This is a genomic window from Actinomyces sp. HMSC075B09 (assembly GCF_001812395.1).
GTDB lineage: Bacteria > Actinomycetota > Actinomycetes > Actinomycetales > Actinomycetaceae > Gleimia > Gleimia europaea.
The window spans coordinates 1-17,257 of sequence record NZ_KV808731.1 but is presented as its reverse complement, the minus strand read 5'-3'; the positions used below and the strand labels follow the sequence as shown (position 1 = coordinate 17,257).

Sequence of the window (17,257 nt, the reverse complement as noted above, 5' to 3'; positions counted from 1 at the left end):
CATTATCTTGGACGCGAGTAGAAAATAGGCACGATTGGGGGGGGGCAAGGCTTGCAAAGCGCGGAGCGCGAGTTCTTGATGTTTATTGAGTAAAGCCATTGCTAGAGAGTTGGGGGGGGACTCCAACTGGTAGATAGTAGCTTGGAGTTCGACTATATTGAATTTTAGAATTCATACTTATTGCTTTCTCGAGGAGCAATGTCCGATGGTTTTGTGATCTCTACTCAGCCTGGCTGAGACGCCGCCCTAACAATCGTTGCGTCCTGGAGATCGTCATGCCTGCAATCAACCTCGATAATGTTTCTTTTTCTTATTCATCTAAGCCAGTATTGGACCGTATTGATCTGCATATTGGTGAAGGTGAGCGAGCTTGTCTGATCGGCCCCAATGGGTGCGGGAAAACCACGTTGCTTCGGATCGCATCTGGCGATCTGGCTCCCGAAATGGGTACGGCAAGAGTTAGTGGACTCGCAACAGAGTTGTTCCAAGTGCCTGAGGCTGAACAGTTTGATGGGAGTATCGGTGAATATCTCGACGCGGCGCTGCATCCACTTCGAAGCATTGCTACCCACTTTTATTACGTAGCTGATCGGCTGGAGGCCGACGCGAATCTCGTTGAAATGGGGCTAGAATATGATCAGCTACTAGCCCAGATGACAAGCTTCGACATTTGGACGCTGAACGCGCGGGTTGCGCAGGTATTGACCGAGCTAGGCTTGAGCGCTTTCACAGATTCTGGGCTTAATCGCCATGTTGGGACGCTATCTCCAGGCCAGCGAGTTTGCCTGCAGCTGGCGGCCACTCTCATCTTGAAACCTGAAGTGTTGATTTTGGATGAGCCTACCAATCACCTTGATGTAGAAGCGATTAGGTTTCTCACCGAGACGATAAATGACTGGAAAGGTCCGGTTTTGATGGCAAGCCATGATCGTGCCTTCATTGAAGATACAGCAACAGTCATCTACGACATGGACACGACTGTATGGAACGAGGTTGCGAAGGTTGACGGAACGTGTGAAACGCCGAGTCTTTATCGGTGTGTGGGAAACTATTCCAACTACCTGAAAGAAAAAATCAGAGCCCAGAAAAAACATGATGAGCTGCATGATTTACAACAAGGCGAAAAACGCAGGTTGGCAAAACATAGGCAGAAATCCAGCAGAATCTCCCGAGGCGGAGTTCGTTTAGCAACAGCTGAAGGGAAGGCGAAGAAATATTTCGCAGATCGCGCTGCCGCAACGGCTGAACGCCGAATGCGAAACGATGACAAGCGATTAGAGTCCCTAATAAGTAAAGAGGTGCGCAAACCACGTATCTACAACTTGTCATTCGAATTTGAGGCTCCAGCCACGCGCACAGGAATAGCAGTATCGTGCAGGCAAGCATTCGTTATGCATCGCCTGAACGCCATTAGCTTTGATATTTCGTACGGTGAACATTTGCTGGTCGCAGGTGCGAATGGCTCCGGAAAATCTACACTCTTGAACTGGATCTATAGTGGGCAACCACCTGCTGGGACCGTAGCGAGTGGAATTATTGCGCGCGACGAATCGATCAGCCTTGTGCCTCAGCATTTACCTAAAGAAAATGACGCAGGCTTCAACACCGATGTTTGGCGCGATGGAGTTGGAGAAGTTGGTAAAGGAATCTTGCATCCGGCAATGTGGTCCATACCCGTTCCAGAATTATCGGCCGGCAATCAACGTCGCGCGCAAATTGCGACTGCCCTTGCATCTGCTCCTGCCATACTCGTTATCGATGAGCCAACGAATTATCTTGATTTAGCCTCAATGGAAGCCCTTGAGAGGGCACTATTAAGCTGGACGGGCACATTGATCATTACTAGCCACGACCGGTGGCTCACGGATCACTGGAAAGGTAGACGAATCGACATGCGTTGACGCGGCTTGTTAGGCATTTGGAACGGTATCTGCGCTCATTTTCTTCTCTGGAGATCGTTTCGGAAAGAGGCCTCGCAAGGTTAGCAGGGTTCCGTAGATAACAGAGTAGAGGGCCAGGCGGTATAGGAATGTCCAGACGTCGTTGATGCGAGGCGAGGCTTAACGATGCTCCGAGTATTGTTTCTGCTCAGTGTCACCATTTTTATAATGTCCTCATGGGTGGAGAGAAAAGGTCGCATGGTGGGTTCCTAAGCTGGGCCGGAATTGTTTTGCTTTGGGACTGACCTTGGGTGTTGAGTTTTACCCTTTCGCTGACGGATATAGCCACAGGGGCGCGAAAATGCGCGTTTACCGGCAGTTGAATGGGCACACATCACCTTGTTGCGCACTAACAAGCGTTGTAAGCTGTGAGTGCAAACTGTGAATGGAGGGAAAATGGCGTCAAGTAATCTGACTATCCGTCTTGATAGTGAGTTGAAGGACGGGGCGGCAAGTGTCGTGGAATCCTACGGGCTTGACCTGTCTTCCGTCGTGCGAGCGTTTTTCACGGAAATGGTGAATACCAACTCGATTCCTCTGTCTCTCGATTACAAGCGTCCAAACGAGGAAAGTCTCCGAGCTATCCGCGAGACTCGGGAAATGATTGCCTCGGGCAGTAGCGAAAGCTATATGACTGGCCGCGATCTTATCGAAGCAGCCTTGGCATGAGCAGGCGTCTACAGGCGAAGTTCACCTCGGCATTCAGCAGAGATCTGAAAAAGAAGGTCATCAAGCGGCAATGGGACCTTGCAGAACTGGAATCTGTGGTTGATCTGGTTTTGGACAATACGCAGGAATCTATTGAAATCCTAAAACGCAGGCACCGGATGCACAGGCTCTCTGGCGAGTGGGATGGCAGCAATGAGTGCCACGTTGCAAATGCGGGTGACTGGCTAGTTATCTGGAAAACTGACGGCGGGTTTGCCTATTTTCAACGAACAGGATCACATGACGAGCTGTTTCGTCGGTGAGCGATAATCTCAAGCAGATTAAAGTCCCCGCAATCAAAATCTCCTACACAATGTTATCCGACCAGGCGATTGAGCATTCCTGATCTTAGTTCGGAACGTCATAAACGGGACAAGCTTGTTGGTATGCACCCATTTCTGTACTGGTCACGCGGATCGAGTACAAGAAGTGCACGAACGTAAGAAGTAAAACTTTCTCTCAGCGTTCCGAACTGATCTCTAAGCCGTATGAGTATTCGCCCTCTGGTGGCTCCTTGGTGATGAAACCATTCTTGCGATCCGTAAAATGGTGGCATGTCAACGACGATCAACGTCTATCCAACCAATGGTTTCATGCCTCTAGTTGAACGAACGCGCGCTCGCACACAAGAACTGTTCCAAAGTCTGCTCGACAGGTACCGCGTTGGGGCAACTATCGAGGTGAAGGCTTTTTATCCAAGTGATAATGCAGAAATTCGCTATGTCGATAAAGACGTGGTGTGGGAGCCACGGATGCATTTGGGGTTTGCCTACTGGATTAACGGGCGGTGGGATTCCAGCTCGTGGCCCAGTTGCTTGCCTGTGGAGGATGAAGACCGGATTTGTGAGGAGGACTTGGTTTACCCATTCGAGTCGAAGCCAGAACATCTTGGCTTGTGGCAAATAGTGGAAGAATTTGAGGGCCTGCTTCCTCCTGATCGGCTTGCAAAGGTGCTGGAGCAAGACCATTACTGGTTTGAATACAGGAACTTTGGTGGCCCCGCTGTGGCTTCGACAGGTTATGGGCTGGTCGCTGCGGCGCTTGCCGAGGCGAGTGAGGGAATCATCGCATCATTCGATTCCGCTTTCGATTGCGAGCACAATGGTGAAACTGCGGAGGAGTTCCTCGCTTGGTGGGGTGAGCGGCAAATGGCTTTCTACGGCCCCGGTAGGTTCAAAAATGCTGATCGGTAATAAGCCTCAGCACAGATGAGGTGGGGTGTGCGCCGGGTTACTGTGAAACTGCTCGTATTATTAGCCGCCTCCCAGCATTTTTAGGGAGGCGGCTAATAAGGATTATTGGCTATTTGTAGGCGACTGTGTAGGTGTTGTTACTGGCGCGCAATGCGGATACGTGACCCGACTGCTGCAACAGCAAGGCCGAGGACTGCTATCGCAAGGTATCCCCAAATGTTGTCGCCGCTGGTTTGAATGTTCTTCGGCGGTGCAGGAGTGTTTTCTGCAGTTAGAACGCTTTGGGTGTCGCGGCCAGAGACAATGTTGTCGATCCATTCAGCGGTGCCTGCGAGAGTGGTAATTGCGGCGCTGGGGGAGGGCAGGTCTGGGTCCCCATTAGCTGTTCCTGCGGTTGCAAGTCCGGCAAGTTTTCCGTCAACAAAGAACGGGCCACCAGAGTCACCGCCCTGCATGCCAGCTCCAGAAACTGATTCCACATCCAGGATGGAGGTTTCGATCCTAGGCTGTATGGAGTTGTCAGCTGGGACCTCCGCCATCCCTTCAGGATCAGATTCGGTTTGGCCAGACTGCGACATTCCAGGTGCTGACTGTAGAGCCTGTGGCGGGGCAGTCTCTGTAGACGTGTCAGCGCCGGTAGGGGTCTCGGAATCGGAAGGAGGTTCGGGAGCACTCGGCGTGTCAGAACCGGAAGGCGCGCCACCTAGTAGCTCTTTGACAACCATTTTGGCCATCGGTAGCTGTCCGGATCGTGCCATGGACGAGCTGCTACTCCAACCGTAAAGAGTTCCTGTCTGCCCTGGGCTCGGAGTATCGTGAGAGATTTTTGCGGGGGTAGCGTTAGTTACTTTTTCAGTCAGGTGCAGTAACCCCGCGTCAGATGTGGGCGAAAGAGCCCAAGAATCAGCGTTGTAGACCTTCCCAGCGATGCGTGCCTGGGTTCCTTCGTTGTTAACTGATTCGAGACAGTGGCGTGCTGTGAGTACCCATTGGTCAGCAATGAGTGTGCCCGTGCAGTCACCAAAGTTGCCGATTTTGCCCATTTTGAGGGCGGCAACGGAACTGCTTTCCGCATTTTCTGGTGCCGGATCGCCATATTCGAGTGCGAGGGCCGGAGTGGCAGTCATTAGTAGGGTGGCGCTGACAATGGCCGCGATCGAAAAAGATGATTTTTTCACGGTTAATTCTCTTTCTTGGAAGGAACAATGGCCTTGATTGTGGTGGCAACGAGTTTCTCGGCAGGACCTTGTCCTACGAACTTCTTCCAAAGGCTGGCTGCGACGAGGAAAAATATGATGAAACCGGTTGCTGACAAGGTGGAATGCAACGCGATGTTTTGCTGCCAGTAGAAAGCGGTGAGAATGTGCAGAATGTAAATGGTGAGAGACATTGTTCCCATGGCTGCGAAGGGGTAAACCGCGATTCGTGAGTGGTCTCCTACAATCAGGCATAGGTGGATCACCACGGCTGCGACGGCAACGGAGAGGATGATCTCGCCTAGGACGCCGGTGTGGCCGGTGAAGCTGAGCCAGCTGGGAATGTTTGGGTCGAATCGGAAGTACATGCCAATGCCGGCGATGACCACGCTGATTGCGGTTACGATCCAGGTCAGTCGCGTGTTAGTGGTGGCGTTCGTAGCGGGGTTGCGCTGTAGTCGGCCGCGCAGGTACACGTCGAAAAGAAGCATGCCGCCGGTGAAGTATGCAATCCATGCCAGTAGCGGATAAATCTGTGGCAGTTCGATGGGGGCGTAAACGACTGTTGCGGCGATTGTGGCAGCAATAAATAGCGCGAGCCTCCACCATGTTCCTAATGCGGGCATCCAGGAAACCAGGATCATTACTAAGCCCATTACGATGAGGACCACTTGAATCTCTCCACCGACGGGCAATAGTGCCAGGCCGATGAGGATGATTAAAGCGCCTCGGGCTATCAGCCGGAAGAAAGTGGTGCTGGTGTAGTTTCGTCCGATGATCATCATCGTCGCGCCGGCGATGATGGCAAATAATGATGCGGGTAGGCCAGAGAGCATTACTTTGGTGCTCCAAAGTAGCGAGGCCATGTGGATCGTAATCATTCCGATGATCGCGAGTGAGCGCGCTACATCTAGCCCCACGATTCGTGAAGGTTTAGACACTCAGTTTTCTCCTTTACTAATACTTTAGAGAACCGTTCTTTGGTTAAAAATGCTCCCTAAAACCGGCGTGTCAAAAACGACTTTCTATAAATAACCACCGTTTCTGGCAAAAAATTTAGAAAAATCTGAGCGTATTCTGGATTTGTTTCTAAAATGGCGCTCCAGCGGGCTGAGAGTGTTTGATCCCACAAAATAGAGGGGAAAAGTAGTACTCGTGATTTAGTTTTAGTTTCATGAAGACGGGCGGCTAGAGGGTGTACCCGAAGCTCCTGGGTACGCAGAAACGCAATATCGAAGATCGCGCATGTGAGTTTGGGCTGAGCCGGCAAGACGAAGCGGTGTGCTGCCTGTGTGAGATCTCTAAGATGCTAAACGGGTTCCAATAGTTTCCATAAAGGTGGGGAATGAGAATATTAGAATCTGCTTCGCACGAGGCCTCGTAGTATTTGAGGATTGTGCAGTGTTAGGTTTCGCTACACTGATGTGAGAGTTCTGAGAGTCTCCGTGCAAAGAAGTATTGATGATGACTGATAATACGCCAACGATTGACCAGTTCCGTCCTGTAGTGTTGCAGGTTCTTGCTGATGGTTCAGAAAGACCCTTTCGGGAAATATGTGAATTAGTTGCGAATCAGTTGCAACTTTCAGAACAGGTAAGGAGTGAGCGAATTGCGTCGGGGCAAGCCCGTTACATAAATCGAATTAACTGGGCATGTTCAGGTTTAACACAAGCGGGTTTACTGAAGCGGCCAAGACGTGGGCATTACTTGATATCACCTGATGGGCTGAGCGTGAACGCGCGAGGCCTGACGAAATACTCCGAAAACGACATGATGGAGTGGAAACAGTGGCGCGATTATCAAGAAGAAATTACTGCGCGGAAACAAGACACTACTAACGCAATAACGCGACCATCAGATACGGCCAGTGACCCTATCGAAATAATGGAAGCAAGTGAGCGTACGTTTAATGCACAAACCGAAACCGCGTTGCGACAACTTTTGCAGAGTTCTTCTCCTGAGTTTTTCGAAAAAGCCGTGATAGATCTGTTATGGGCCATGGGGTACGGCGGCACTCACGGAGAGAAACAACACGTGGGGCGTTCTGGTGACGGCGGTATTGATGGTGTTATTCGTCAGGATGCACTTGGGCTTACCAATGTTTACATTCAAGCGAAACGATATGCGGATACAAACAAGGTAGGTGAACCGGAGATCCGAAATTTCATCGGGTCCTTAGACTCCCGTGCGGCAAACCGAGGTGTATTTATTACGACTTCAAGCTTCCTGCCCGGAGCCAAGACGGTCGCGTCGAATTATCGTCACGGGAAGATCGTGTTGATTGATGGGATTAAACTTACCGCACTGATGCTTGCTTACGGAGTTGGCGTACACAGGAGCGAAGAGTTCGTTTTGTACGAGATTGATGATGACTTCTTTGACGAGGAACTCTCCTAAAGGTTCTTTCATGTGATAGGTAACGGTAACGAGATGGTTGCCTGGTTGCGTAAGAATTTCATCTCAGATCCGTCGTAGACGCTTTTTCTGCTCTGATCGGTAGGTGCTGTTGACAACTCCAACTGCATACGCCAACGATATGCCCCTATATGTAAGGGGCGCACCAGAAAAGGTACGCGCCCCCAACGCTCTATGTATTTCTTGAGGCTTGCCGGCTGCAGTTAAGCCGAACCAGCAAGCCCCTGCTCGTTACTGCTTCACGAGGTTCTTGTTCTTCAGTCGGTAAACCACGTCAGCTTCGCGCGCTAGTTGCTTTGAGTGCGTAACGGCGATGACGCACTTGCCTTGCTCGTGGGCAAGATTGCGTAGGATCGCCACCATTTCGCTAGCGGTATCACCATCGAGGTTGCCGGTAGGCTCGTCAGCAAGAATAATGGGCGATTTTGCGGCCAATGCGCGCGCAATAGCAACCCGCTGCTGCTGGCCACCAGAAAGCTGCATCACGTTACGGTTCGCTTCTTCCTCAGAAATGCCTAGCTCCAAAAGTGAATCAACTTTCGCCTTCGAGTCGACCAGGCGCACGTTCTCCAGCGGAGTCAAATAGTCAATCAGATTGTAATTTTGAAACACCAAAGCAATGTTGTGCTGCCGGTGATGCGTGTAGCCGCGCTTAGCGATGTCCTCACCATCCATCGAAATGGTTCCCTGAGTGGGCGCATCAAGGCCCGCCAACAAGCTCAGTAGCGTTGACTTACCAGTGCCAGAGTTGCCAATAATGGCGTAGAAGTTCCCGGACTCAAACTCAACACTGATGTTGTCAAGAACATTTTTCTGTCCGGCCAAGTAGTTAAAAGATACGTTTTCAAGTTTTAGCGTGGTCATGGAAATCTTCCTATTTTGTAAGTGAAAAGTAGTGGGCGAGGGATTAGCTCATTTTGGCCAAAATCCGTTTAGGCGGAAGGCGTAAGATCGGGAAAATAGCGATAAGCAAGGCTGCCAGCACAATGGCGATGATTCCACCAAAAGCCGCGATGGCCGAGGTACTTAGCGCGCTCAACGGGACGGCGCTAATCTGTCCGTCAGTAGCTGACTGCAAAATCTGTACGGAGAGGAAATGCCCCGCGATCTCGCTGGCAATCAGTGCAACAATGAACGCTGGAATAGTCAGCATAATCAGCTCTGTGACAACCTGGGCGAAGATCCGCAGTTTCGAAAAACCAATGGTTAGCAAGATCCCGATCTCGTGAATGCGTGAACGCACAAAGAATGCGAGTACGAAAGCCAAGATCAATCCACCTGAAACTAAGATGACGCGCAACAACCGCAACAGTAGGGTTGCAAAGCCAGATACCGATCCCAGCAGGTCTGCGGCGCCTCCGGTATTGCTAGCAACCTCTAGACCTTGCGCGGCATGTTCTTTCGCGAACTTGATTGCGTGGTCAACGTCTTCTGCCTTGGTTAGGTAGGTGGCGCTGGAAACCGCCGTTTTGCCCGCCAGCTTCTGCGCAGTTTCTAGGCTTGCATACACCGACACGTCAGGATTCTTGGAGCCAGAAATATCCTGCTTATAAACCCCCGCAACTTCTAACTCAACTTCGCTAGAGTCCTTACCGAGCGTCAGTTTGTCGCCAGCTTTAATACCCAGCTGCTCTGCAATCAGTTCAGGCATGATGATGCTCTGGCTACCCTGCAACTTCTGCAAAGAGGTCTCGTCTATCTGCGCATCTTCTTCTGCAAAAGTCGGTAGCTTGCTCACGTCGCTTGCACCAGTTACGGAAACGAATCCGAGCTGCTGCGCTTCTGCCGCGGTGTGTAGCACAAAGTTGTGGCCCGTCAGGCGGTCATAATCTAGTAGCTTCTGTGCGGCCTCTTCTTGGAAATCTCCCGCAGTGGAAGTAACCGTGAATCCGGGAGCAATTCGCTCGGTAGCCGCGTTCGTTACGGTGTTTACGGTTGCGCTAACTATGCCCTGCAGTATGAAAACAGCTGAAATAACGAAAATGATGGCTGCCAGCGTGACGCTTTTCTTGGGGTGGCGCCTTACTGCCAAACCCGCTTGAGTCCAAAACTGCATTACTTAACCGATCTGAGTTAGCAGTTGCTTTGGACGCTTCGAAAGCATCGGTGCCGAAGCAATCAGGGTCGCAACGATTACGAGAATCAGGCCGGCAACCCCAACCATGACCAGGTGCGATGGTTCGATTACAACGTTCACGTGATCCACAGTCTTTTGAATCGTGGAGGTGTAGAAGTCGGTACCAAAGTTCTGACCGCCGTTAAGTTGCGCACTTGTTTGAGCAGACGCGCGCGAAACAATGCCGTCGCCCAGCTTCTGCGCAAGCAAGGTGGCAGTGCCAAACGATGCTACGACGGCTACAACGAAAGCGAAAATGTTCTCCGTCAAGTACTGCGCGAAGATCTTGGCCTTACTTACGCCTACGGCCAGCAGGATTCCTGTTTCTTTGCGGCGCTCATTCATCCAGAGGGCGAGGACCAGTGCGAGTGCCACGATGGTGAAAATCAGGGTGCCAATGAAAGTGGCATTAACGAGGGAGTTGATGCTTTGAAGCGAGTACGCCAGTGCTCCAAGCATGTCCGTGTTCTTCACTAGCTCATAGTGGTCCCAATCTAGGGGTAGAGCTGCGGCAGCTTTCATAACACTGTCCACGTCTTTGACGCTGTTAACGAAGAAGCCAGCATCTTGGTAGATCTCATTTTCGGGCGTAGTGCCGTTCAAGGTCCGCGCTGTATCAAGGTCGGTAAATATAGCGTTCTGGTATAGCTCTAGGCGCTGCGCGGCCGGGCGAGCGTTTTTGCCGCTAAAGGTGCCAACGATCTCTGCATCAACAGCGGCGTCGGATTGGAACCGGTTGTCCGGGTCGTAAATGTTGCCGCGCATGCGCAGCGTGTCTCCAACCTTCAGGTTGTTCTTAGCTGCAAACTCTTCGTGCACCATCACTTTGTGGTGATCATTGTCGGTGAGGTGACGGCCTTGCGCCACGGTGAAGGTTCCCGCGCGGAAGGGGGTGGCGAGGTCTGACTTGTTCACCGCGTTCACCATCACGGCGTTGCCAAACTTTTCTTCTCTCTCTTGTGAATAGTCAGATGCTGCGCCATCTAGTTTGAAAATCTCGGCATTTTCAATGTCTGCCACCGAGCTCATGTTAGCCACGTACTTCGTGATGCCCGGAAGCTTGGCGATTGCTTCAATCTGGGCGCGAGAAACATTTCCTGCACCTCGAGCAGTGCCGGGGTTCGTGCGCTGATTATTTTGTACCGAGAAGCCAGCTAGCAGTTCTGAGCCCACCTCGTCGCTCGTGCGGGCCACAGCCTCTCGCACCGCGAAGGTGGATAGAAGAAGCGTGCAGGCGGTTAATAAAACTAGAAAGATTGTAAGCGACTTGGCTAATTTGCGAGAGACGTTAAGCCAAGCTCGTTTAACAAACGACATCTGAAAATATTCCTTTGCGTCAGTTCTTTTATTTATCAAAAAGCATTAAGCAACGCGAAACTGTATGCATCCTGATAATTGTCTTCAGTTAAGCCTGAGAATCATTACAAATAGGGTGCGAGGTCGGTCACGTTTCGTTTGCTGAGGCATAGGATCGGAACGCCTGCCACCTGCGGAAAGAGTCCGACTTAAAGAGGATCTACCGCACGACTTCAACAAGGATGTCTTGATCGGCAAGCTGTTCTAACACGGTTTTTGGAGTTTCAGAGTCTGTAATGACAAGGTCAAAATCAGTTAGCGGCCCAACTTTATAGAGCGCGTTTTTGGTGAACTTGCTGGAATCGGCGACGAGAATCTTTTTATCTGCAGAGGCAAGCATTTGCCTCTTAACATCCGCCACTCGCTGGTCCGGGTGGAAGGCGTGCGTGGTGGTGAGAGCGGTGGCGGACATGACACAGAGGTCTACCCTCAGCTGGTCAAGCGATTTGATGGTGATGTCTCCAAAGTAGGAGTCGGCCCAGGGCTCGTATTCTCCGCCCACCAATATGAGCTTGGCGTCTTCTTGAGGTCGAACAATTTTGGCGATGAACTCCGCGTTGGTGACAACCGTTATAGGAGTAACCTCCGATAGGTCTTCAACGAGTGAAATATTGGAGGTGGAATCGTCAACTAGTAGTGACATCCCGCGCGTGATGTGTTTCATCACGGCCTTGGCGAGGCGTTTTTTCTGGGGCCGGTTCGCCTGCTGGCGCAGGTGAGCAGAGGACTCTGACAGCGAGGATGCCGCGGGGCTGATCAATCCGTTTCTGCGTTGTACCAGTTGCAGTGATTCAAGTTCGGCAACATCGCGGTAGACGGTCATTTGCGATACAGAAAGAAGCTCCGCGAGCTGCTCAACCGTGGAGTTTCCGTGGGTCAGCAAGTGGGAGAGTATGGAGTTTCTGCGGGCTTTAGGTCCGTGGATGCTCCTCTTATCCATATCTACCCTCCCTAGTTGAAATCCTGCTTCGGTCTAGAAGACTATTCAATATTAAAACCTGGCCCCGCGATCCGTCAGGTTCGCGGGGCCAGGGGTGAAAGTTACGGTCTCTTGGGGAGTACCGCGGCTGCAACTTCCGTCTTGACGTCGGTTGCAGCTCCCGAAATGATGCGGCTTACAGCCGCTAGTAGCGGAAGCTCATCCACCAGGTCGGGCGCGTGTTGCTTTACAAAGCCAACGGCCAGGCCTGCTGCCGGTACGCCCTCAACGGTTTGCTCCAGTCGATCCATCTCGGCTAGAGCCTCCTTTGCGGTTTCTCCACGGCCTAGGCGCACACCATAAACCTTGTTGCGACCCGACAGGCCGGTGACTTCCAGGTCTCCAACGCCAGCTAGCCCGAAAGCGGTTGCCGGATCTGCGCCTTGTGACTGCCCAAGCAGGGACATTTCGCGCACAGCCTGCGCAAACGTTGCAGCCTTGAGGTTGTGGTGCGGCACCCCGGTTCCTTCCTCAAGGCCATCCGCGATACCAAGCGCGATGGCATACACGTTCTTCATGGGAGCGCAGATTTCCACACCGGTTTCGTCGCCGCTCGGCTCAATGCAGTAAACATCGGAGCGGGCTTCGCGAGCGAAACGCGTGGCCAGGTCCTTGTCCTTCGAGCCAAAGATCGTTGCGGTGGGCTTGCGTGCCGCGCACTCATTGGCTTTAACGGGACCAGCGATTGCAACGATCGGCGGGACGGTTTTGCCGTTAGCCTTAGCAATCCGCCTGATTGCGTCCGGCAGCAGCTGGATGTTGCCATCCGGGCCTTCATTAAAGCCCTTGGATGTCAGCCAAAGTGCCTCGGCCTTCTCGATTCCGTCAAGGGCTAGCTCCGTAATCTTCTCGACGCCCACGGAAGCCACCGACATGACCACGACGTTAGCGCCGTCGAGTGCGTCGTTAAGTTCTCCACTGCGGTAGAGCTTGACGCCCTCGGCTACGTGCTCGTTGGTGCGCGGGTGCGGCTTTCCGGCCTCAATCGCATCGAGGAGGTGGTCGTCGAGCCACGTTCCCCACAGGCGTACCTCCCAGCCCGAATCGATGAGTGGCGTGCACAGCGCAGAACCCATAGCTCCGGCGCCCAGTACGGTAATGATCGACATGTTGTTCCTTTCCGTATCTTTAAAGCTCAGCCGCAGGGGACTCGGGCTTCGTGGATGGGTATTTCAAGGAAAGATCGTGGAGGCGTTCGAAAGTGTCCTTGAGCTTCGGGTAAAGCTCGTGCTGAATGTCCGCAATCTCCTTGTAGTTTTCATGCGCATCCATGTCTGGCTCAATGGTATCGCCATAGCGGGCCATGCCAACGGCTGCGCTTTGGACGTCCTCGTACGCATCCGTGGACGCCATTGCAAGAACTGCGGCGCCGAGGGCGGAGGTTTCATCTTCGAGGCAGACAGTGAGGGGCAGGCCCGTGCAGTCGGCCATGATTTGGCGCCACAGCTTGGAGCGAGTGCCGCCACCCATGATGCGTAGGCCCTGAAGCTTCACACCCGTGCCTTCCTCGATGTGGTTGAGGTTGTAGCGCATTTCGAAGCCGATCGACTCGAGGATCGAACGGTACATGTGGGCGCGCGAATGGGTGCCGCGCCAGCCCACTACGGCGCCGCGCGCAACGGAATCCCAGTATGGGGACTGCACTGCGTTCCAGTAGGGGAGTGTTACGAGGCCTTCGCAACCGGCAGGAATCTTTGAAGCTGCTTCATCCAGATCCGGGTCAGGTTCGCCCAGGAGCTTCGGATCGCCCAGCGACTTGCGGAACCAGCCGGCCAGGTAGGAGCCAGAAGACTGTAGGACCTCAAACACGTAGTTGCCGGGAATGCCGGAGACATGCGTGCGGAATACGGGATCGTACTTGTAGACCGGGGATTCAACACCTGCATTCACGGCGGTACCGAGGTTAAGATAACCAATCTCTGGCGTAACTGCCGCAGCGCCAATGCCGGCGGCCTGTCCGTCGCCAAGTCCGGCGATTACTGGAATTGACTTCGACAGGCCCCATTCGGATACAAGTTCATCCTTCAGCATCGCGATTGGGCTAGCTGGTTCAACAAGCTCAGACATTTGATCGCGGCGCACGCCTGCGATCTCAAGTAGCTCATCCGCGTAGTCGCGCTTTTCAATATCGAAAAGGCCGAGCGAGTCCGCGGCTGCCTGCGAAGAAGCCCAACGGCCGGTCAGATTGAATGTGATGTAGCCGAGGACGTCAACGACCTTGTCAGCCTTCTCGAACACCTCTGGCTCGTGCTGGGCAACCCAAGCCATCTTGTAGATCGCGGGGGTCACGCCCGCAGGTTTACCGGACAGCTGGTGGATGTGTGCTGAGCCGTACTTGCGGATCTGCTCGGTTGCGCGGCCATCAAGCCACAAAATGCCGTTACGAAGCGGTGTGCCATCTGCCTTGAAAGGTGCGAAGCTCTCGCGCTGGTGCGTAATGCCGATTGCTTCAATGCGCTCGCGGTCTGTGGGGGAGAGCGCTGCTACGGCCTCGCCAATCGCGTCGCGCGTGGTCTCCCACCAGCGGATCGGGTTGTGCTCGTAGCAGTCCATCGCGGGCGTGTGTAGCTGAATGTTGCGTTTTGCGGTGTGTAGCACGTGCCCGGTGGCGTCAACAATGATCGCTTTGGTGGACGTGGTGGACGAGTCAATAGCAATAACAAGGGGGCCAGCACCAAGGTGGTGCTTGTTCTCAGGTGTCATTAGAATCTCCATTCTTCGTTGAATGCACCATCAGATTATCCACACGATTAACAAAAATCAACAGGAATTCTGCTAAAACCCACAAAATATATGAAAGTTTGTTTTTAGGGCTGTTTTTCCGTCGCTGGTTTTCTGACACGGTTGTCGTAAAAAACGCTGTATTTCAACAAAAAGTCGAGGTCTTAGCCGTGTATATTCGTATGCGGTTCATGAATGAAGGATGGAAACAATGGCGGATGAAGCTAAAAGCGCACCTAGAGTTTTGGTCATTTACAACACCCTGACCGGATTTTCTAAGACCTATGGGACTTGGATCGCAGAAGACCTCGAGGCTGATCTTCACCCATTGTCGGAGGTAGTCGAGGGCGTGAAGAGTGGCCGCATCAACCTAGCGTCATATGACCTGGTGGTCTACGGCGCTGGCGTGCGAATGGCGATCATCCGCGGCTTCAGAAAGTTCCGCAAGATGGCAAAAGATGCCGGCATTTTGAATCAAGGTCGCGTAATCGTGTGGGCAAACGGGGGAACGCCGCAGCACCCGGACCGAGATTGGAAGTGCGCAGCCCGCACGTTCACCAGGAACGAGCTGGCAAAGGGTGAGTTCCCATTCTTCTACTTCGAGGGCGGGGTCCGCTATGAAGGCCTACCCGCAGCTGAAAAGACGCTACTCAAGATCTTCGCTAAGCGAGTGCAGAAGTACCGCGACCGCGGAGAGTGGGCTGTAGCCGTGGCCGATAATATTGCGCAGGGCTACGATCACACGAACCGTGACTCGATTGCTCCTCTGGTTGAGTGCGCCCGAGAGGCTTTGAATCACCGCTAAGACAGGTCTCCGCGCATGCGCCCGCCTACAATGGGGACGCCGGATTCTCATTTAGTTGAGAAAGCGCCAAATTGTCTCCTCGTTCCCGTATGGTGATGGGACGGCCACAAAGGTGTGGTTAACGACGAAAGGCGTGTGAAGGCATGAGCAAGTATTTCGCCGGTATTGACGCAGGAACAACAGGCGCAAGCGTCATTATTTTCGATGGTGCCGGCAAGATCATTAGCAGCGGTTACAAGGAATATCGCACTAAGCATCCTCATCCTGGTTGGGTGGATCAGGATATGCATGAGCTTTGGGACGGTATTTGTTATGCCGCGAGGAAGGCAACAGCCTCGTTCCCGGGCGATGTGAAAGACATTGTTTCGATCGGAGTTTCGTCGCAGCGCGGCTCATTCATTCCGATTGATGAGGATTGGAATCCGCTTAGCGACGCGATTGTGTGGTCTGACGGGCGCTCGGGCAAGCAGACTCGCTGGATGAAGGAGGAGTTTGGCGAGGAGGGTTATTACGAAATTTCAGGCTTGAACATTTCCAGCCTGTGGGTGTATCCCAAACTGATGTGGCTGAAAGAGAACTGGCCGCAGGTTTATGCCAAGACTTGGAAGATAGTTAACGGGCAAGAGTGGATTTTGCACAAGCTTGGCTCAATCGAGCTGTTTGCAAATGCGTCTGCGCTTAACTACAACGGCATGTTCGACATCAAAACCTTGGAATACTCGCCGGAACTATTTGACCGTGCGGGACTCGACCTAGACATTATGCCACCTCTCTTGCACGAGCTTCGCCCGATTGGCGAGGTTAGCGCGCAAGCCAGTGAACAGACCGGGTTCGCGAAGGGCACGGTGCTCTCGCCGGGTGGCGGTGACCAACAGTGTGCTGCCGTAGGGTCGGGTGTGAATAGGCAGGGGCTGGCAGAGCTGTCGCTCGGCACGGCTGCTGTCATGGTTGCCCAGCTTGACCAGGCACCCGACATGGCCGCGAATCTGCAAAGCGGCGTGTCGTTTGGAGCTCATTCGATCCCGGGCCGTTGGGACATGGAGGGCACTGCACACGCCGCGGGCGCGGTCTTGCGTTGGTGGCGTGACACCTATGGCCAGCCGGAGGTAAGAGCGGCCGCTGAACTTGATTTGAGCCCGTATGACCTCATCGCGCTTGAGGCGGCGAAGGCGCCGGTGGGCTCGCATGGGCTGATCTTCTTCCCGTTCTTCAACTCGCAGGCGAATCCGTACTTCCATGACAATGCGCGAGGCGGCATGCTGGGCATTACGCAGATCCATACTCGTGCTCATTCCGCGCGCGCCGTGCTCGAGGGTGTGGCCTATGAGCTGCGCATGAGCGTGGAGGCAATGGAAAATGCGATGGAGGAGCCGTTCGAGACGATTCGCCTCTCGGGTGGCGGCGCGAACTCTGTGTTCTGGAGTCAGGTGCAAGCCGACATTTATGGCCGCCCAGTTGAGCGCCTGATCGTGTCCGAGTGTGCTGCGCTCGGCGCTGCGATTCTTGGCGGTGTTGGCGCGGGAGCACTGCCTTCCGTTGACGTGGCGGTGGACAACATGGTGCACACGCGCGGGTTTATCTACCCGAACGAAGACAACCATGCGGTATACAACGAGTACTACGAGGTGTTCAAGAAGGCGTTCCTCGCTTGGGCGAATGCGGATGTTTACAATGACCTCGCAGACGTGAACGCGCGAATGGCTGATAACCCGGCTGCTAATTAGGTGCGCTAATCGGGCCTGACCGCCGCGCATGAAAGCAGGTTGATGGCTTAAGAGTGGTGGGGTGTTGCTCTTGAAGTGTCCCCCGGAAGTTGGACTGGATTATT

Annotated in this window: 15 protein-coding genes; 7 read left to right on the top strand and 8 right to left on the bottom strand. The window is 53.2% G+C overall.

Features of this window, described 5'->3' with window-relative positions; translation table 11 throughout:
• Nucleotides 1–275: 275 nt before the first annotated feature.
• The 4 genes from HMPREF2854_RS00940 to HMPREF2854_RS00925 all read left to right on the top strand — a co-directional run bounded on the left by HMPREF2854_RS00940 (nt 276) and on the right by HMPREF2854_RS00925 (nt 3,841).
• Nucleotides 276–1,901 carry an ABC-F family ATP-binding cassette domain-containing protein gene (locus HMPREF2854_RS00940; RefSeq protein WP_070617834.1) on the top strand — a complete coding sequence of 542 codons (1,626 nt, stop codon included), beginning with the start codon at nt 276–278 and terminating at the stop codon, nt 1,899–1,901.
• A gap of 435 nt (nt 1,902–2,336) precedes the next feature.
• Nucleotides 2,337–2,609, top strand: a complete 273-nt coding sequence (locus tag HMPREF2854_RS00935; protein ID WP_034506535.1) for a type II toxin-antitoxin system RelB/DinJ family antitoxin — start codon at nt 2,337–2,339, stop codon at nt 2,607–2,609.
• Nucleotides 2,606–2,911, top strand: a complete 306-nt coding sequence (locus tag HMPREF2854_RS00930; protein WP_081940728.1) for a type II toxin-antitoxin system YafQ family toxin — start codon at nt 2,606–2,608, stop codon at nt 2,909–2,911. Before HMPREF2854_RS00935 ends, HMPREF2854_RS00930 begins: the two co-directional genes overlap by 4 nt.
• A gap of 291 nt (nt 2,912–3,202) precedes the next feature.
• Nucleotides 3,203–3,841, top strand: coding sequence for a hypothetical protein (locus tag HMPREF2854_RS00925; RefSeq protein ID WP_070617832.1), 639 nt, complete (start codon nt 3,203–3,205; stop codon nt 3,839–3,841).
• A 137-nt stretch (nt 3,842–3,978) separates the two neighbouring features.
• Here the strand turns inward: HMPREF2854_RS00925 and HMPREF2854_RS00920 are convergent, their stop codons facing one another.
• The gene (locus HMPREF2854_RS00920) at nt 3,979–5,019 is read right to left on the bottom strand and encodes a trypsin-like serine protease (RefSeq protein WP_070617829.1); all 1,041 of its coding nucleotides are present in this window, start codon (nt 5,017–5,019) and stop codon (nt 3,979–3,981) included.
• Nucleotides 5,020–5,021: 2 nt separating this feature from the next.
• A complete protein-coding gene (locus tag HMPREF2854_RS00915; protein WP_070617826.1) occupies nt 5,022–5,978 on the bottom strand; it encodes a DUF418 domain-containing protein in 957 nt (318 codons plus the stop codon).
• A 520-nt stretch (nt 5,979–6,498) separates the two neighbouring features.
• Here HMPREF2854_RS00915 and HMPREF2854_RS00910 point away from each other — a divergent pair.
• Entirely contained in the window at nt 6,499–7,434 is a 936-nt protein-coding gene (locus HMPREF2854_RS00910; RefSeq protein ID WP_070617823.1) for a restriction endonuclease, read from the top strand.
• A gap of 249 nt (nt 7,435–7,683) precedes the next feature.
• Here the strand turns inward: HMPREF2854_RS00910 and HMPREF2854_RS00905 are convergent, their stop codons facing one another.
• The 6 genes from HMPREF2854_RS00905 to HMPREF2854_RS00880 form a co-directional block, all read right to left on the bottom strand.
• Nucleotides 7,684–8,316: an ABC transporter ATP-binding protein gene (locus tag HMPREF2854_RS00905; RefSeq protein ID WP_034506521.1), complete on the bottom strand. Its 633-nt coding sequence runs from the start codon at nt 8,314–8,316 to the stop codon at nt 7,684–7,686.
• A gap of 43 nt (nt 8,317–8,359) precedes the next feature.
• Entirely contained in the window at nt 8,360–9,508 is a 1,149-nt protein-coding gene (locus HMPREF2854_RS00900; protein ID WP_070617820.1) for an ABC transporter permease, read from the bottom strand.
• A gap of 3 nt (nt 9,509–9,511) precedes the next feature.
• A complete protein-coding gene (locus HMPREF2854_RS00895; protein WP_186822468.1) occupies nt 9,512–10,762 on the bottom strand; it encodes an ABC transporter permease in 1,251 nt (416 codons plus the stop codon).
• A gap of 322 nt (nt 10,763–11,084) precedes the next feature.
• Entirely contained in the window at nt 11,085–11,864 is a 780-nt protein-coding gene (locus HMPREF2854_RS00890) for a DeoR/GlpR family DNA-binding transcription regulator (protein WP_070617814.1), read from the bottom strand.
• Nucleotides 11,865–11,965: 101 nt separating this feature from the next.
• Nucleotides 11,966–13,012, bottom strand: a complete 1,047-nt coding sequence (locus HMPREF2854_RS00885; protein WP_070617811.1) for an NAD(P)H-dependent glycerol-3-phosphate dehydrogenase — start codon at nt 13,010–13,012, stop codon at nt 11,966–11,968.
• A gap of 19 nt (nt 13,013–13,031) precedes the next feature.
• Nucleotides 13,032–14,606, bottom strand: coding sequence for a xylulokinase (locus tag HMPREF2854_RS00880; RefSeq protein WP_070617808.1), 1,575 nt, complete (start codon nt 14,604–14,606; stop codon nt 13,032–13,034).
• 229 nt (nt 14,607–14,835) lie between these two features.
• Between HMPREF2854_RS00880 and HMPREF2854_RS00875 the strand changes: the two genes are divergently transcribed.
• Complete coding sequence (locus tag HMPREF2854_RS00875; RefSeq protein ID WP_070619441.1) at nt 14,836–15,429, top strand: flavodoxin domain-containing protein; 594 nt, start codon at nt 14,836–14,838, stop codon at nt 15,427–15,429.
• Nucleotides 15,430–15,572: 143 nt separating this feature from the next.
• Nucleotides 15,573–17,153: an FGGY-family carbohydrate kinase gene (locus HMPREF2854_RS00870; protein ID WP_070617804.1), complete on the top strand. Its 1,581-nt coding sequence runs from the start codon at nt 15,573–15,575 to the stop codon at nt 17,151–17,153.
• The last annotated feature ends 104 nt before the right edge of the window (nt 17,154–17,257 follow it).

Coding starts and splice junctions, on each gene's coding strand:
- HMPREF2854_RS00890 (WP_070617814.1), bottom strand. CDS start 11,864: ATGGATAAGAGGAGCATCCACGGACCTAAAGCCCGCAGAAACTCCATA.
- HMPREF2854_RS00880 (WP_070617808.1), bottom strand. CDS start 14,606: ATGACACCTGAGAACAAGCACCACCTTGGTGCTGGCCCCCTTGTTATT.
- HMPREF2854_RS00900 (WP_070617820.1), bottom strand. CDS start 9,508: ATGCAGTTTTGGACTCAAGCGGGTTTGGCAGTAAGGCGCCACCCCAAG.
- HMPREF2854_RS00905 (WP_034506521.1), bottom strand. CDS start 8,316: ATGACCACGCTAAAACTTGAAAACGTATCTTTTAACTACTTGGCCGGA.
- HMPREF2854_RS00870 (WP_070617804.1), top strand. CDS start 15,573: ATGAGCAAGTATTTCGCCGGTATTGACGCAGGAACAACAGGCGCAAGC.
- HMPREF2854_RS00925 (WP_070617832.1), top strand. CDS start 3,203: ATGTCAACGACGATCAACGTCTATCCAACCAATGGTTTCATGCCTCTA.
- HMPREF2854_RS00935 (WP_034506535.1), top strand. CDS start 2,337: ATGGCGTCAAGTAATCTGACTATCCGTCTTGATAGTGAGTTGAAGGAC.
- HMPREF2854_RS00875 (WP_070619441.1), top strand. CDS start 14,836: ATGGCGGATGAAGCTAAAAGCGCACCTAGAGTTTTGGTCATTTACAAC.
- HMPREF2854_RS00910 (WP_070617823.1), top strand. CDS start 6,499: ATGATGACTGATAATACGCCAACGATTGACCAGTTCCGTCCTGTAGTG.
- HMPREF2854_RS00930 (WP_081940728.1), top strand. CDS start 2,606: ATGAGCAGGCGTCTACAGGCGAAGTTCACCTCGGCATTCAGCAGAGAT.
- HMPREF2854_RS00940 (WP_070617834.1), top strand. CDS start 276: ATGCCTGCAATCAACCTCGATAATGTTTCTTTTTCTTATTCATCTAAG.
- HMPREF2854_RS00885 (WP_070617811.1), bottom strand. CDS start 13,012: ATGTCGATCATTACCGTACTGGGCGCCGGAGCTATGGGTTCTGCGCTG.